This is a genomic window from Asticcacaulis sp. P4_H10, assembly GCF_056400965.1.
Map to the genome: position 1 here is coordinate 98,826 of NZ_JBFUKH010000002.1, position 15,624 is coordinate 114,449.

General features: G+C 60.8%; 13 protein-coding genes. 1 reads left to right on the top strand and 12 read right to left on the bottom strand.

Features of this window, described 5'->3' with window-relative positions; all coding sequences use genetic code 11:
* Positions 1-84: 84 nt before the first annotated feature.
* The 4 genes from pnp to rbfA form a co-directional block, all read right to left on the bottom strand.
* Entirely contained in the window at positions 85-2,343 is a 2,259-nt protein-coding gene (pnp, locus tag AC1DON_RS04515; RefSeq protein WP_476933559.1) for a polyribonucleotide nucleotidyltransferase, read from the bottom strand.
* A 254-nt stretch (positions 2,344-2,597) separates the two neighbouring features.
* Positions 2,598-2,867 carry a 30S ribosomal protein S15 gene (rpsO, locus tag AC1DON_RS04520; RefSeq protein ID WP_476933560.1) on the bottom strand — a complete coding sequence of 90 codons (270 nt, stop codon included), beginning with the start codon at positions 2,865-2,867 and terminating at the stop codon, positions 2,598-2,600.
* A gap of 23 nt (positions 2,868-2,890) precedes the next feature.
* Positions 2,891-3,841 carry a tRNA pseudouridine(55) synthase TruB gene (gene truB / locus AC1DON_RS04525; protein WP_476933561.1) on the bottom strand — a complete coding sequence of 317 codons (951 nt, stop codon included), beginning with the start codon at positions 3,839-3,841 and terminating at the stop codon, positions 2,891-2,893.
* Positions 3,842-3,986: 145 nt separating this feature from the next.
* Entirely contained in the window at positions 3,987-4,475 is a 489-nt protein-coding gene (rbfA, locus tag AC1DON_RS04530; RefSeq protein WP_476933562.1) for a 30S ribosome-binding factor RbfA, read from the bottom strand.
* 132 nt (positions 4,476-4,607) lie between these two features.
* Between rbfA and AC1DON_RS04535 the strand changes: the two genes are divergently transcribed.
* Complete coding sequence (locus AC1DON_RS04535) at positions 4,608-5,807, top strand: DUF418 domain-containing protein (RefSeq protein ID WP_476933563.1); 1,200 nt, start codon at positions 4,608-4,610, stop codon at positions 5,805-5,807.
* 134 nt (positions 5,808-5,941) lie between these two features.
* Here AC1DON_RS04535 and purU read toward each other — a convergent pair whose 3' ends face one another.
* The 8 genes from purU to AC1DON_RS04575 form a co-directional block, all read right to left on the bottom strand.
* On the bottom strand, positions 5,942-6,820 hold the full coding sequence (gene purU, locus AC1DON_RS04540) for a formyltetrahydrofolate deformylase (protein WP_476933564.1): 879 nt from the start codon (positions 6,818-6,820) through the stop codon (positions 5,942-5,944).
* A gap of 128 nt (positions 6,821-6,948) precedes the next feature.
* Positions 6,949-10,119, bottom strand: coding sequence for a translation initiation factor IF-2 (gene infB / locus AC1DON_RS04545; protein WP_476933565.1), 3,171 nt, complete (start codon positions 10,117-10,119; stop codon positions 6,949-6,951).
* A 168-nt stretch (positions 10,120-10,287) separates the two neighbouring features.
* A complete protein-coding gene (locus AC1DON_RS04550; protein ID WP_476933923.1) occupies positions 10,288-10,944 on the bottom strand; it encodes an RNA-binding protein in 657 nt (218 codons plus the stop codon).
* A 61-nt stretch (positions 10,945-11,005) separates the two neighbouring features.
* A complete protein-coding gene (nusA, locus tag AC1DON_RS04555; protein WP_476933566.1) occupies positions 11,006-12,658 on the bottom strand; it encodes a transcription termination factor NusA in 1,653 nt (550 codons plus the stop codon).
* The gene (gene rimP, locus AC1DON_RS04560; protein ID WP_476933567.1) at positions 12,655-13,299 is read right to left on the bottom strand and encodes a ribosome maturation factor RimP; all 645 of its coding nucleotides are present in this window, start codon (positions 13,297-13,299) and stop codon (positions 12,655-12,657) included. The genes nusA and rimP overlap by 4 nt, the downstream gene beginning before the upstream one ends.
* 131 nt (positions 13,300-13,430) lie before the next feature.
* Positions 13,431-14,126, bottom strand: coding sequence for a succinate dehydrogenase/fumarate reductase transmembrane subunit (locus AC1DON_RS04565; RefSeq protein ID WP_476933568.1), 696 nt, complete (start codon positions 14,124-14,126; stop codon positions 13,431-13,433).
* A gap of 154 nt (positions 14,127-14,280) precedes the next feature.
* Positions 14,281-14,976: a tRNA (guanosine(46)-N7)-methyltransferase TrmB gene (gene trmB / locus AC1DON_RS04570; RefSeq protein ID WP_476933569.1), complete on the bottom strand. Its 696-nt coding sequence runs from the start codon at positions 14,974-14,976 to the stop codon at positions 14,281-14,283.
* Between the two features lie 122 nt (positions 14,977-15,098).
* Positions 15,099-15,449 (bottom strand): helix-turn-helix domain-containing protein, encoded by a 351-nt coding sequence (locus AC1DON_RS04575; RefSeq protein ID WP_476933570.1) that lies wholly within the window; start codon positions 15,447-15,449, stop codon positions 15,099-15,101.
* Positions 15,450-15,624: the final 175 nt, after the last annotated feature.

The following is a 15,624-nucleotide window of genomic DNA, read 5'->3' on the forward strand; positions in this document are numbered from 1 at the left end:
AAAGGGCGACCCCCTAAGGGATCGCCCTTTTTATTTCTTTAAGGCGAGGGGTCACAGACCCCTCGACCCCAATACACGTCAGCGTTAGTCGCGACGACGACGGCGCGGACGCGAACGGTCACCGCGGTCACCACGATCGCCGCCATCGGCCGTTTCCAGCTCGCCTTCATCGCTGTCTTCACCAGCAGCGGCGCGGGCAGCCTGGCGCTCGGCGCGTTCGGCTTCCAGCTTTTCGGTCAGGTCCTCACCGGTTTCCTGATCGACCACCTTCATCGACAGCTTGGTCTTGCCACGATCGTCGAGGCCGAGGAACTTCACCTTCACTTCGTCGCCTTCGCTCAGGACGTCGGAGACCTTGGCGATCTTTTCCGGCTTGATCTGCGAGATGTGGACCAGACCATCCTTGGCGCCGAAGAAGTTCACGAAGGCGCCGAAATCGACGATCTTCACAACCTTGCCACGGTAGATAGCGCCGACTTCGGCTTCCGACGCGATGGACTTGATCCAGTCGCGCGCGGCGTCGATCTTGCCCTGATCCGAAGCGGCGATCTTGATCGTGCCATCGTCCTGGATGTCGACCTTGGCGCCGGTCTTTTCCACGATTTCGCGGATGACCTTGCCGCCCGAACCGATGACTTCACGGATCTTGTCGGTCGCGATCTTGATCGTTTCGATCTTCGGAGCGAACTCGCCAAGCTCTTCACGAGCACCGGAGATCGCCTTGTTCATCTCTTCCAGGATGTGCAGACGGCCGTCCTTGGCCTGACGCAGCGCCTTGGTCATGATCTCCTCGGTGATGCCCGGGACCTTGATGTCCATCTGCAGCGAGGTGATGCCTTCCGAAGTCCCGGCAACCTTGAAGTCCATGTCGCCGAGGTGATCTTCGTCACCCAGGATGTCCGACAGAACCGCATAGCCGTCCTTCTCGAGGATCAGGCCCATGGCGATACCCGAAACCGGACGCTTCAGCGGCACGCCGGCATCCATCAGGGCCAGCGAACCACCGCAGACGGTCGCCATCGAGGACGAGCCGTTCGACTCGGTGATCTCGGAGACCAGGCGGATGGTGTAGGGGAAGTCTTCCGTTGCCGGCAGCATCGGACGCAGGGCGCGCCAGGCCAGCTTGCCGTGGCCGATTTCGCGGCGGCCGGGCGAACCCATGCGGCCGGTTTCACCGACGGAGTACGGAGGGAAGTTGTAGTGCAGGAGGAACTTTTCCTTGTACGTGCCTTCCAGCGCGTCAATGAACTGTTCGTCTTCGCCGGTGCCGAGCGTGGCAACGACCAGGCCTTGGGTTTCACCGCGGGTGAACAGGGCCGAACCGTGGGTACGCGGCAGGATGCCGACTTCCGACACGATGGCGCGGACCTTGTCAACCGGACGGCCGTCAACGCGCTTGCCATGGTCGATGATGTCGCGACGCAGGACTTCGGCTTCGCATTCCTTGAAAGCGGCAGAGAACTTGCTGGCGTCAACGCCATCAGGCTTTTCTTCGGTCTTCACCAGGGCAACGGCGGCCTTGGCCTTGGCGGCGCCAACGGCGGCATGACGCTCATGCTTGCCCTTGATGTCATAGGCCGAACGGATGTCGTCGGCGACGAGACCCTTGATGTTGGCGACGATGCTGGAGAAGTCTTCGGCTTCGAACTCGAAGGGCTCCTTGGCGGCGTGTTCGGCCATTTCGATGATGGCGTCGATCACTGGCTGCATGCCGGCATGCGCGAACATCAGCGCGCCGAGCATCTTGTCTTCTGACAGTTCCTTGGCTTCGGATTCGACCATCATCAGGGCGTCTTGCGTGCCGGCGACGACGAGGTCCAGTTCCGATTCCTTCATGTCATCAACCGACGGGTTGAGGACGTATTCACCGTTGATGAGACCAACGCGGGCGCCACCGATGGGGCCCATGAACGGCACACCCGACAGCGTCAGGGCAGCCGAAGCGGCGACCATGGCGACGATGTCCGGGTCATTTTCCATGTCGTGCGACAGGACGGTCGTGACGACCTGGACTTCGTTCTTGAAGCCCTTGACGAACAGCGGACGGATCGGACGGTCGATCAGGCGTGAAACCAGAGTTTCCTTCTCCGAAGGACGGCCTTCGCGCTTGAAGTAGCCACCCGGGATCTTGCCGGCTGCGAAGGTCTTTTCCTGATAGTTCACGGTCAGCGGGAAGAAGTCCTGACCGGGCTTGGGCGCGCGGGCATAGACGACGGTCGCCAGCACGGTGGTTTCACCGTAGGTGGCGAGCACGGCGGCGTCGGCCTGACGGGCGATACGGCCCGTTTCCAGGGTCAGCTTGCGGCCTGCCCAGTCGATGGATTTTCTTTTGATGTCAAACATTGCGTTTCTTTCGTTCAGACCTGCTTGGCCCCATGCCGTACAGGTCAGCTGTCATCGGGACAGCGATGAGAGGGCCCATTTGTGATTCACGCCTCGGGCCCGGGTAATCAGCGAAGCATCCGGTGCTTCGCGGGGTGTGTAAACCTCGCCATTCGCGAGGGTCGTCCTGCTGTTTGCCGCACAGCTGCGGTAGGCTTAGGCTTAGACATAGAACAAGGGCTTGAGGTGTTGGCCCCAAGCCCCTGGTTTCAAACTTAGCGGCGGATGCCGAGCGTTTGGATGATGGTCTGATAGCGGTCGGTATGACGGCCCTTCAGATAATCGAGAAGGCGACGACGCTGCGAAACCATTTTCAGGAGGCCGCGGCGGCTGTGGTTGTCCTTCTTGTGTTCCTTGAAGTGCTCGGTCAGGTTGGCAATGCGCTCGCTAAGGATAGCGATCTGCACTTCCGGGCCGCCGGTGTCGCCTTCGGAACGGGCGTGGGTCTTGATGACTTCTGTCTTGCGATCAGGAGTAATCGACATCGGGTATCTCCTATAGTTCAGGATTAAAGGTTCAGGATACGCGTCGGGAAAAGCTTCCCGCCGCGCAGTTCACAAAGTGCGATGACCTGACCGTTTGCCACTGCCTGTACCGTGTCGGAGAAGGCTTCAAAACCAGCCTCGCGGCGGGCTTCGAGAGCCTCGGTGACAGTCGCTAACTGACGGGGCAAAAGGGCAAGGTCGCGGCCTTGCTTAAGCTTCTGGGCCTCGTCTTGCGTCACAGGCAGGGCCGGGATGTCGTCCAGCGCTGTCTCTACGCCAAGCAAAGCGTCAAAAGCGGTGCCTCTATGCACTAAATCGGTCAGCTTTTCCAGTGTTATTGCGTTCTTTGTTGCAAATGCGCCTACCGCCTCGCGTCGGAGCATCGAGACATGGCCACAAACACCAAGATCCGCGCACAGGTCGCGGGCGACGGAACGGACATAGGTACCCTTGCCGCAGTGGAGCGTAAGCGTCGCGGTTTCCGTGTCAAACGCGTCGAGCGTCAGGTCGAAGACTTCGATTTCGCGGGCTTTCAGTTCGACCTCGATGCCCTGGCGCGCCAGGTCATAGGCGCGCTTGCCATCGACCTTGATGGCGGAAAAAGCCGGCGGCACCTGTTCGATGACGCCGATATAGGCGGGGATAGCCGCCTCCAACGCTTCGCGTGTCGGGCGCGCGTTGGACTCCGCCGTCACGGCACCTTCGGCATCATAGGAGTCCGTCGTTTTGCCAAAGGCGATGGTGAAGCTGTAGACCTTGTCGGCCTCCACCAGGTACGGCACGGTCTTGGTCGCTTCGCCGAGCGCAATCGGCAGGATGCCCGTCGCCAGCGGATCGAGCGTGCCGGCATGGCCCGCCTTCTGGGCCTGGAACAGCCAGCGGATCTTCGACACGGCGGCAGTCGAGGTCATCTCATAGGGTTTGTCGAGACAGACCCAGCCGTGGACCGGGTCGCCTTTTTTCTTTCGGGCCATTGGGGTGTCCGTTGTTGGAAAGAACGAAGCCCCACCACCATCTTCGCTTCGCGACAGGGAGGAGATACAAAGCACGATCACTCCTCCCCAGTTTACTGGGGAGGGGGACCGCGCCGTGAAACGGCGGGGTGGTGGGGTCTCTTACTTAATCTTCGTCTTCTTCGTTATGGCGCAGATCGCGCGCAATATCCGGACGCATGAACAGGGCGTCGATGCGCGCGGCCTCATTGAAGCTTTCGTCGTGCAGGAAGCGCAGGTCCGGTGTGAACTTCATGTCGATCCGTCGGCCGAGAATGCCGCGGAAAAACTTCGAGTGCGCATTCAAGGCGGCAATCGCCGGCCCAATCTGTTCCGGCTTGATGCTGACCCCGCCCAGGCCCGCACCCAGCGGCTCGACGAACACCGTCGCATGGCGAAGGTCCGGCGAACAACGCACTTCCGTCACCGTGATCGAGATATTTTGCAAAGCTTCGTCGTGGACTTCTTCTTCGCGCAGGATTTCCACCAAGGCATGGCGCACCAGTTCGCCGGCGCGCAGCTGGCGCTGGGTGGGGCCAAGTTCACCCGATGTGCGGCCATGCATCTTGTCCCCGGCGCGCTTCTGGGACTTGTCGTTGTAAGAGTTACGTTTCATCCCGCCCATATAGGCTTTTTCGGCAAATTTTCTATCGCAAAATGCCAAGCACAGGGTATGCATAGGAAAATACAACAAGCAGCACTGCGGTCTTGCGCAAGATAGCTGCAACATATTTGGGAGGGGGCTGTCATGGCTGCTCAAAAAATCGACTTCGTGCCGCGCATGGAAGGGCTGGATGCTCTGCGTGGCTTTGCGCTTTTCGGACTGTTCATCGTCCATATGCCGGAACTGTTCGAACTCTACTGGGCGCACCCCGCGACCGACCCGGTTCAGCTTCTGTGGCACGACACGGTTTTCACGCTCTTTGGCGGCAAGGCGTTTGCGCTGCTGGCCATGTGCTTCGGCGTGTCATTCTTCATCATCATGGATCGCTCGGCGCAGAAGGGTAAGGATTTCACCGGCCGCTTCATCTGGCGGCTGGCGGTGCTGGGGGTTATCGGCCTGATCCACGGCCTGTGGTATCGCGGCGATATCCTGGAAGTGCTGGCTGTTATGGGCCTGTTGCTCGTCCCCTTCTATCGCGTGAAGTCCAACACCCTGATCCTTACGCTGGGCGTCATCTTCCTGCTTCAGCCGATCATGATTTTCCAGACCATCAGCGCGCTCGGCGGTGCGGCCTGGGCCAACCAGCCGTTCAGCTTCTGGAGCGCTCAGACACCCGAAGCCTATCTGACCGGCAAGAGCCTTGCTGAGACCATCCACATGAACTGGGTCGACGGACATCCGTTCAAATGGGCCTTCATGTATGAATCCGGCCGCCTCAGCCAGATCCTCGGCCTGTCGCTGATCGGCATGGTGCTGGGCCGCATAAGCTTCTTCGGCGCGCCGGAAAAATTCGGCAAGACGCGCATCGTCGGCCTTGTTCTCTCCCTCGTCGCTGCCCTGGCGCTTTGGCACACCAAGGACATGCTGACCAACCTGATGCCGACTTCGGAGAAGGTTTTTATGCCGCGGTCATTGTGGGGATCGATGGTGTCGAGCTGGTTCGACCTCAGCGTCATGTTCAGCCTCTTCTTCGGCTTCACCGCGCTCTATTACAGCTTTGCCGGCAAGGCTTTGAACGTGCTGGCACCAGCTGGGCGGATGACGCTCAGCCTCTATCTGCTACAATCGCTGATCTTCGTGCCGGTCTTCTATAGCTTTGGCTTGGGGCTGCACACGACCATGACGCAGGTCGAAGCCGTGTTGATTGGTCTAGGGGCTTTCGCCGTCCAGGTCGTCCTGGCCAACCTGTGGTTTAAGGGCTTTGTCTACGGCCCCGTTGAATGGCTGTGGCGCGCCGCGACTTATCTCACGCTGAATGTGCCGTTTGCGAAGAAAAAGGCCTGATACGCCCGGCGGCTAATCCCGTCAGGTTGCGGCGAAAATCGTGCCCGTCGAGACCCGGAGCGGAGCGTACTTCTGTACGTGAGCACCGGAAGCGCAGACGGGTGCGGTTTGCAGCCCGACCTCACGGGACTAGGTTAATTGAAGACGATCGTCTTGCTGCCATTGATCATCACGCGGCGTTCGGCGTGCCACGTCACCGCGCGGGCCAGTACGCGGGCTTCGATATCCTGGCCAATCGCCACCAGCTGTTCCGGCGTGTGGCCGTGGTGGACGCGCTGGACGTCCTGCTCGATGATCGGGCCTTCGTCGAGGTCCGACGTGACATAGTGCGCCGTCGCGCCGATGATCTTCACGCCACGCTGATGCGCCTGATGGTACGGCTTGGCGCCCTTGAAGCTTGGCAAGAAGGAGTGGTGGATGTTGATGCAACGGCCTTCCAGCTTGCGCGCCAGATCGTCCGACAGGATCTGCATGTAGCGCGCCAGCACGACCAGGTCGGCCTGATACTGGTCGATCAGCCCCAGGAACTGCGCCTCCTGCTCGGCCTTGTTGTCCTTGCCGACCGGCAGATGGACATACGGCACGCCGTTCCATTCGACGAAGGAGCGCATGTCTTCGTGGTTCGACATGACGCAGGCGATATCGACCGGCAGCAGGCCCGAACGCCAGCGGTGCAGCAGTTCGTACAGGCAGTGGCCAAACTTCGAGACCGCGATCAGCACCTTGGGCTTGCGCGACAGGTTGAAGATGTCCCAGTCCATGGCAAAGCGATGGGCGATCGGCTTGAAGCCATCACGCAGGGTCGCCATCGGCGGCATTTTCGGACCGGCCTGACGGAAGACGACACGAACATAGAAGATGTCGCCTTGCGCATCGTTGAACTGGTTCGATTCCACGATCGAGATGTCGTTGTCGTTCAGGTAACCGGACACGGCTGCGACAATGCCGCGTGTATCCGGGCACTTGATGATCAGGACGTAGTGCGAAGGGTCGAATTGGGTCGAGTCGAGCATAGGACGGCTAGCCTGCAAACAGTGGGCCGCTGCCTATAGCAGTAAATTCTGAAAATTCACGAAGGTTTTAGCTGAAAAGAAAATGGCCCGCCGGTGAGGGCGGGCCACAAACTTTGCTTTCAAAGGGATCAGAGCGTGCGTTTGATCTCTTCGACCGTAAAGCATTCGATGAAGTCGCCGGCCTTGAGGTCCTGGAAGCCATTGAATGCCATACCGCATTCCTGGCCCACGACCACCGAGTTGACCTCGTCCTTGAAGCGCTTGAGCGTCGACAGAACACCCATTTCCTGAATGACGACGTTGTCGCGCAGAATACGGACGCGGGCGCCCTTTTCGACGCGGCCTTCGGTGACACGGCAGCCGGCAACCTTACCGACCTTGGTGATATCGAAGACTTCCAGCACTTCCGCGTTGCCAAGGAAGGTTTCGCGCTGGATCGGCGCCAGCATGCCCGAGAGCACGCCCTTGATGTCGTCGATCAGGTCATAGATGATCGCATAGTAGCGGATTTCCACACCTTCACGCTCGGCCAGGTCGCGCGCCTGCTTGGAGGCACGGACATTGAAGCCGATGATCGGCGAGTTCGAACCCTTGGCCAGCTGCACGTCGGACTCGGTGATCGCGCCGGCGCCCGAATGGATGATCCGCGCACGGACTTCCTCGTTGCCGACCTTTTCCAGCGAGCCGATGATGGCTTCGGCCGAGCCCTGCACGTCCGCCTTGATGATGAGCTGAAGCTCCTTGACCTTCTTGGCGGCAAGCTTCGACATCATATCGGTCAGAGACACGGCGCCAACCGGTGCCAGGGTCTTTTCGCGGCGGACGCGTTCGCGGTAATCGGTAATTTCGCGGGCGCGGGCTTCGTTTTCGACCACGGCGAAGGCATCGCCGGGGCTTGGTGCCTCGTCGAGACCGAGGATTTCCACGGGCTCCGAAGGACCAGCTTCCGGCAGTTGTTCGTTGCGCTCATTGATAAGCGCGCGGACGCGGCCGAAGCTGGAGCCAGCAACGACGATGTCGCCACGCTTCAGGGTACCTCGCTTGACGAGGACAGTCGCCACCGGACCACGGCCCTTGTCGAGCTTGGCTTCGATGACCACGCCTTCGGCGGTACGATCGGGGTTGGCGCGCAGGTCGAGGACTTCCGCTTGCAGCAGAATAGCTTCGATCAGGCTGTCCAGGCCCTGGCCGGTCTTGGCCGAGACTTCGATGACCTGGGTTTCACCACCCAGCGATTCCACAACGATTTCATGCTGCAGAAGTTCATTGATGATGTTCTGCGGCTTTGCGCCCGGCTTATCCATCTTGTTGACAGCAACGATGATCGGCGTGTTGGCAGCGCGGGCATGGTTGATGGCTTCTATGGTCTGCGGCATGACGCCGTCGTCCGCGGCCACGACCAGAACGACCAGGTCGGTCACATTGGCACCACGAGCACGCATGGCCGAGAAGGCGGCGTGGCCCGGGGTATCGAGGAAGGTGACCTTTTCACCCGACGGCAGACGGACCTGATAGGCGCCGATGTGCTGGGTGATGCCGCCGGCTTCGCCACCGGCAGTGTCGGTCTTGCGCAGGGCGTCGAGCAGCGAAGTCTTGCCGTGGTCGACGTGACCCATGACGGCCACGACCGGCGGACGCGGCACGGTGTCGCCTTCGTGGTCTTCGGCCGAGATGAAGCCTTCTTCGACGTCAGCTTCCGACACGCGCTTGACCGTGTGACCGAATTCCGAAGCCACAAGTTCGGCGGTGTCGGTATCGATCACGTCGTTGATCTTCAGCATCATGCCCTGCTTCATCAGCATCTTGATGATATCGACGGCGCGGACAGCCATACGGTTGGACAGTTCCTGAACCGTGATGATGTCGGGGATGATGACTTCGCGGGCAACGCGGGCCTGTTCGACCTGTGAACCCTTGCGCTTTTCACGTTCACGTTCACGCGCCCGGCGAACCGAGGCCAGCGAACGCATACGATCGGCGCTGCCTTCATCGTTGCCAACAACGGCTTGCAGGGTCAGGCGGCCTTCGCGGCGCTTGGGTTCGCCACGCGTCTGGGACACGGCCTTGACCGGTGTACCGGACTTACCACGCGAACCCAGCGGGCTGCGACGCTCGTCTTCATCACGCGTCGTCTTGGCCGGACCTGTGGTCGTACCGCGGCTTGAACGGATACGGTCGACTTCAGGGGTCGCCGGCGCATTGGCAGACACACCACCGCCACCCATACGGGGCGGACGGGGCGAGTTGGCGCTGTAACGCACGGTTTCGCCGCGATCTCCGCCTTCACGGGGCGGACGCGGGGGCGCATTGGGATCGCGCGGCGTGAACGGCCGGTTCGGATCGCGCGGCGGACGCGGAGGCGCGTTAGGGTCGCGCGGCGTGAACGGACGGTTCGGATCACGCGGCGGACGGCTGTCCGTGCGTTGTCCGTCGCGGGGCGGATAGGGCGGGCGGGCGTCAGTACGCTGTCCGTCACGCTGTCCGTCTCTGGGCGGATAAGGTGGGCGACCGTCGGTACGTTGACCATCGCGGGGCGGCTGACCTTCGCGCGGGCGGAAATCAGAACGTTGACCGTCGCGCGGGGGCTGTCCGTCGCGTTGTCCGTCTCTGGGCGGATAAGGCGGGCGACTGTCCGTACGTTGCCCATCGCGCTGACCTTCACGCGGTGCGCGCTGGTCGTAACGCGGTGCGCGTTCATTGCGAAACTGCGGCGCGGCGTCGCGCTGCGGGGCAGCTTCACGGACCGGAGGTGCGGCAGCGGGTGCCGGTTGGGGCGCCGATGCCTGTACAGGTGCGGGCGCGGGGGCGACTTCGGCGACCGGCTTGGGCGCTTCGGCCGCAGGTTCGGGGCGGGCAGCGGCTTGCGCCGCCGCAGCCTGGGCGGCTGCGCGCGTTGCGGCGGCCTGGGCGTCCGCATCACGACGCTGCTGTTCAGCCAGGGCGGCCTGAATGGCGCGCTGACGGGCGTCCTGCTCTTCCTGACGCAGACCGCCAGATCCCGAAGACCTCTGCTGCTGCGGCGCAGATGACTGCGGACGCGGTGCGCTGGGGGCCGACGGCGCGGGGCGCGCCAGATTGGTCTCGTGCGACGGACGGGCGGGTGCTCCACCCGGGGCACCTGCCGGCGGCGTGCCGATACGGCGCTTGGTTTCGACCACCACCGTTTTCGACCGGCCGTGGCTGAAGCTCTGCTTCACTGTGCCCGTCGAAACATTGCCGCCCACGCGGGGCTTCAGCGTGAGAGGGGTGCGGCCCTCACGGTTCTGGTCGTTGGTCTTGTCGTCTTTAGTGTCGCTCATGCGGTTGCTTTACTTAACCCTTGCGAAGTCCGCCAGATGCGAACTTTCCGTTTTGACAAATAATTCGTAGATTTTTCACTGGCCGGTCTTCGCCGGACCTTGAAAATGCCTTTGGTTCCTAGAAATGCCGCTGGGGCGCCTAGAAATGCCGCTGGCTGATGGACGCCGTCACCCGTCCGGTCCGCCGGGCCCGTCCCACGCAGCGGGAACCAGAGGCTCAAATCCGGACAACCGTTTCATCTCCGAGGACCAGCGTTCCACGCGCCGTCCCGGCAGGAGCGCAATGTGTATGGCATTTTCCAGCCCCAAAGCCAAACTCAAATCGGAGTTGTCGAAACAACCGCAGATTTTTGCGTTGCCTTGTGCCGCCCGGTTCGCTGCCAGGATGCGATTGCGGCCATCGGCCGAGCCATCTGTGGCCTCGATAAGCCAGGCGAGTTTTTTCGCCTTCACATTACTGAGAATTTTTTCATAACCACTGATCAGAAGGCCTTCGCGACGCGCCAGCCCCAGCAGATCCAGGCAGCGGCGGCGCAGAAGGCCATGCACCTGATCGACCAGGCCGGGATCGGCCTTGACCTGACGCCTTGCTGCTTTCGAGAATATGTTCTTGCGGATCGCGATTTCAAGACCCGGCCGGTCCGACCGGATCCAGATTCCCCGTCCGGGCAATTTATGCGCCACGTCGGGCACGAGAATGCCGTCCGGCGAGACAACGAAACGGATCATACTGTCCGTATCGGCGCTTTCACCAGACGCGACGTCGCGCCGCTGGACCGGAAACCGGCCCGACGGCGTTTCGCACAGGATGCCTGTCTCCGCTATCTCTTCTTCGGTAAGAACCGGAGAAGCGGAGACGACGTCAGTTTCGGTTAGTGGCGCGGCCTCATTGTTCTGCTGTGGCGACATCGGCGCCCTCCTCAGCAAAATCGCCCTCGGCCGCTTCGTCTTCGTCGGCAGCCAGTTCTTCAGAAACAGGGGCTTCGATCCAACCCAGCGCGATGCGCGCGTTGAGGATCAGGTTTTCAGCGTCCTGTATCGACAGGTTGAAGCTTTCGAGCGCGCCCGGAACACGGACGCGTTCGCCGTCGCGTTGTTCGAAGCCGCCACGGACTTCGTCGGTGGCCAGGTCAGCGACGTCCTCGACCGACTTGACGCCGGCTTCGCCTAGGGCAACCGCCCAGGGAAGAGTCACGCCCGGCAGGCTAAGCACGTCGTCATCGACACCCAGTTCGCGGCGCTTGGCGTCCTGTTCGGCGGCTTCCTTTTCCAGGAAGTCGCGCGCACGGGCCTGGAGTTCCTGAGCGGTATCTTCGTCGAAGCCTTCGATGGCGGCGATTTCGTTCTCGTCGACATAGGCCAGGTCTTCCACCGACGTGAAGCCTTCGGTGACCAGCAGCTGGGCGATGACTTCATCGACATCGAGCGCTTCCTGGAACAGGGCGGTGCGTTCGGCGAATTCCTTCTGACGACGCTCGGAGTCCTGCGACTCGGTGATGATGTCGACCTGCCAGCCGGTCAGTTGCGAAGCCAGGCGAACATTCTGGCCGCGGCGGCCGATGGCCAGCGACAGTTGCTCGTCCGGAACCACGACTTCGACGCGATCTTCTTCTTCGTCCAGCACGACCTTGGAAACTTCGGCCGGGGCCAGGGCGTTGACGATGAAGGTGGCTTCATCGGGCGACCACTGGATGATGTCGATCTTTTCGCCCTGCATTTCGGCGACGACCGCCTGGACGCGCGAACCGCGCATACCGACGCAGGCGCCGACCGGATCGATCGAGCTGTCGTTGGACAGCACGGCCATCTTGGCGCGCGAGCCCGGGTCACGGGCAACCGACTTGATTTCGATGACCCCGTCGTAGATTTCCGGGACTTCCTGCGCGAACAGCTTGGCCATGAAGCCGCCGTGGGCGCGGCTCAGCATGATCTGCGGGCCCTTGGTTTCGCGGCGGACGTCGTAGATGTAGGCGCGGATGCGGTCATTGACCTGGAAGGCTTCGCGCGGGATCGACTGATCGCGGCGCATGATGCCTTCGCCACGGCCGAGGTCGACGATGACATTGCCATATTCGACGCGGCGCACCGTGCCGTTGACGATTTCGCCGACGCGGTCCTTGAACTCGTCGTACTGGCGCTCACGCTCGGCTTCGCGCACCTTGTGCGTTACAACCTGGCGGGCCATCTGGGTCTGGACGCGGCCCAGCTCGAACGGCGGAAGGGTCTCGACATATTCCTTGCCGACGAAGGCTTCCTTGTCGCCACGCAGCGATTCCGACAGCGAACGCTGGGCGTATTCGTTCTCGACCTCTTCGTCGTTCACGACGGTGACGTGACGCGTGATGGTCATTTCACCCGAACGGGGGTCGATGTGGACGCGGATGTCGTGGTCGGCGCCGTAACGGTTGCGCGCGGCCTTCTGGATCGCTTCCTCGATGGAGGCGATGACCACAGTCTTGTCGATCGACTTTTCGCGCGCGACGGCCTCTGCGATCTGCAACAGTTCCTGGCGGTTGGCGCTAATCCCGGTGAAGCTCATCGGTCGGTGTCCTCTTCTTGGTCGTCGTCGTTTGCAGCGTCGTCATCTTCGAAATCTTCATCGTCTTCGAAATCGTCGTCGCCGAAATCCTCTTCGTCCTCGTCTTCGTCCGCATCCGTTTGTGCCGCGCGCTTTTCAGCGCCCTTCTTCAGCAGTTCGTCGGTCAGGACCAGCTTGGCATCAATGATCCACGCAAACGGGATCATCGCTGTATCTTCGTCGTCATCGAGATTGATGGCGACATGATCGTCTTCAATGCCCGCCAGGACGCCGCGAAAACGCTTGCGGCCTTCCGCCAGGCGGTCGAGCTCAAGGCGAGCCTCGTAACCTTCATAGGTCTCGAAATCGACAAGGCGCGTCAGCGGCCGGTCGATGCCGGGCGACGAGACTTCGAGGATATATTCGCCCGAGATCGGGTCGCTCTCATCCATATAGGCCGAGATGGCGCGCGACAGGCGGGCACACTGATTGACATTGATATCGCCGTCGCTCTTGCGCTCAGCCATGATCTGAAGACGGCGCGCGCCACCTGGCTTGTTCGAGCCCATCAGGCGGATACGCACGATGTTCAGCCCCAGCGTCTCGGCGATGGGGTCGAAAATCTCGATCAGCTTGCGGTCTTCGGTTGTCTTGGCGCGCACGGTTCAGGTCTGTTCAGGTAACAAAAAAGCGGCGGTCCCTTCCGGGCCGCCGCCGAAGCCTTTCGGCAATCGGACGATGTTGAAGCCTATATAGGCGTATCGACATCAAATGCCAAGCCTATTCTGAAAACTCAATTCTGAGACGCCGCAGTGTCGGTCTCTGGTTGCGAGGCCTCTTGAGCCGCCGGCTGTGTATCATCGGGTGTCAGATCGTAAGCCTGCACGCCACTGAACGCCTCGGTATAGGGCTCGGCAATCGTTACCGGATAGAGCCGACCCGAATACATCATCAGGATCAGATAGGTGACGTAGGCACCCACACCCACTGCCACAATCAGACACGCACCCGCCAGACGAACGTTGCTCTTTTTGAAGATATCAAAGCAGATGCAGCCGATATGGGTGAAGATCGCCATGATGGCCAGACCATAATAGGGCAGGAAAAAATAGATCCACGGCTTGGTCAGTGTGATGGCGGCAAAGTCAAAATTGGTGTCGAGATTGAACACCAGCCGGCCCATGAAGACACCGCCAACGTGAAAGACGATGAAGAAGGCCATATAGACGCCCGAAACCGCCTGAAGCTGATGGATGAGGTCTTTCTTCCTCACCCAGATTTCGCGCGCCAGAGCGATACCGGTGATGATCTGGATGACGAAGGCCATCAAGAGGACCAACTCGACGATCGGATGGCGATAGACCAGACGCGCCGCTTCAAGAAACTGCTGATGCGCGCCCTGCCCTTGCAGGCCAACCAGGTGATTGGCGAAATGCAGGCAGATAAAGGCAAAGATAAATCCCGCCGAAACCTTGTGCAGACGCTCCATTACGCACTCCCCCCGGTAAGCCAGAGCGATACGTCGAAAAGTGCGCAGCAGTTTTGGCTACGCCGAACGTTGTTTCGACTAAAGTATCGCGACAGATCTAATGGTTAACATGTCTTAATTTGGCAGGCTTGGCTAGAGCGACCTTGGCGCCCTGTCAGCGCTGTCGGCGCGTAAAGTCAAGGAATACCGGCTTGCAGTCGCCAAGGCCCTTGGTCTCATAGCGGGTCGTCAGGTGGTCTTCGGGTGGGACGTTCCAGTCGGCCTGGCTCTGCGCCAGCCAAACGAAATCCGGACTGGCGAGGAATCGTTCCAGCGTCCAATCGGCATAATCCGCCCAGTCGGTAGCGAAACGCAGGCGGCCATTGTCTTTGAGCAGGCGCGCGAAGGCTGCAATGGTTTCCGGCTGGATGAGACGACGTTTGTTATGCCGCGCCTTGTGCCACGGATCGGGAAAGAGAATGAAGATGCGGTCCAGGCTGGCGTCAGGCAGCTTGTCCAGCAGCGGCCGCGCGTCGTCGCTCAGGATACGGACATTGTGCAGGCCCTGTTCATCGACATGACGCAGGGCCGAGCCGACACCGTTGAGAAACGGCTCGCAACCGATCAGCGTCACGCCAGGATTACGCGCCGCCTGGCCGGCCAGGTGTTCGCCGCCGCCGAAACCGATTTCCAGCCACAACCTGTCGGCCTTGACGATGTCCGGCAGGCTATCGTCAGTCACGGTGATGCGCGGCAGGAGCGTGTCGAACAGGCCGGCCTGGCGAGGCTTCAGGGTGCGCGCCTTGATGCGGCCAAACGAGCGCAGCGGCCGCCCCTGAACATTGGGAGCCTTGGGATTATCTTCAGTCATGCGGCGCTATTAGAACCCAATCGCCGAAGTGTGAAGCCATTTTTGTCCGGCGCACAAGATACCAGGCACAACAAATGGCCCCGCGCCACGGGGGATTCATCTCACCGGTCGTATATGGCTGATCAGGCTTCGTCGTCTTCCGCTAAGGCGCGAACCAGTTCCAGCACCCGTCGGCGCAGCTTGCCCGACTTGATGCGCGGGAAGGCTTCCGCCAGTTCGATACCTTCCGTGGTCATCAGGAAACCATGGACAAACTGCTCGGATTCCGATTCGGAAAAGCCTTCAACCGCTTCGGTCTGACCGTAGCCCTCGAAGAAATAGGCCACCGGGGCCTTCAGCGCGCGGCCTATTTCATAGAGCTTCGAAGCGCTGATACGGTTGGAACCACGCTCGTACTTCTGGACCTGCTGGAAGGTAAGATCGATTGTCTCAGCAAGACCTTCCTGACTCATGCCCAGGAATTTGCGCCGCATCCTGACGCGCGCACCAACATGTAAGTCTACAGGATTTGGGCTACGGTCCGTCTTTGAATTGTCGTCCAACTTTGCCTCTACTTTTTTTTCATTGTAGTTAATGCGCCAGCAACTCAACAGCGCACGTTCCGGAAACTTAACAGAACATGTTTATGAAATCGTTTGCGCAAGTACG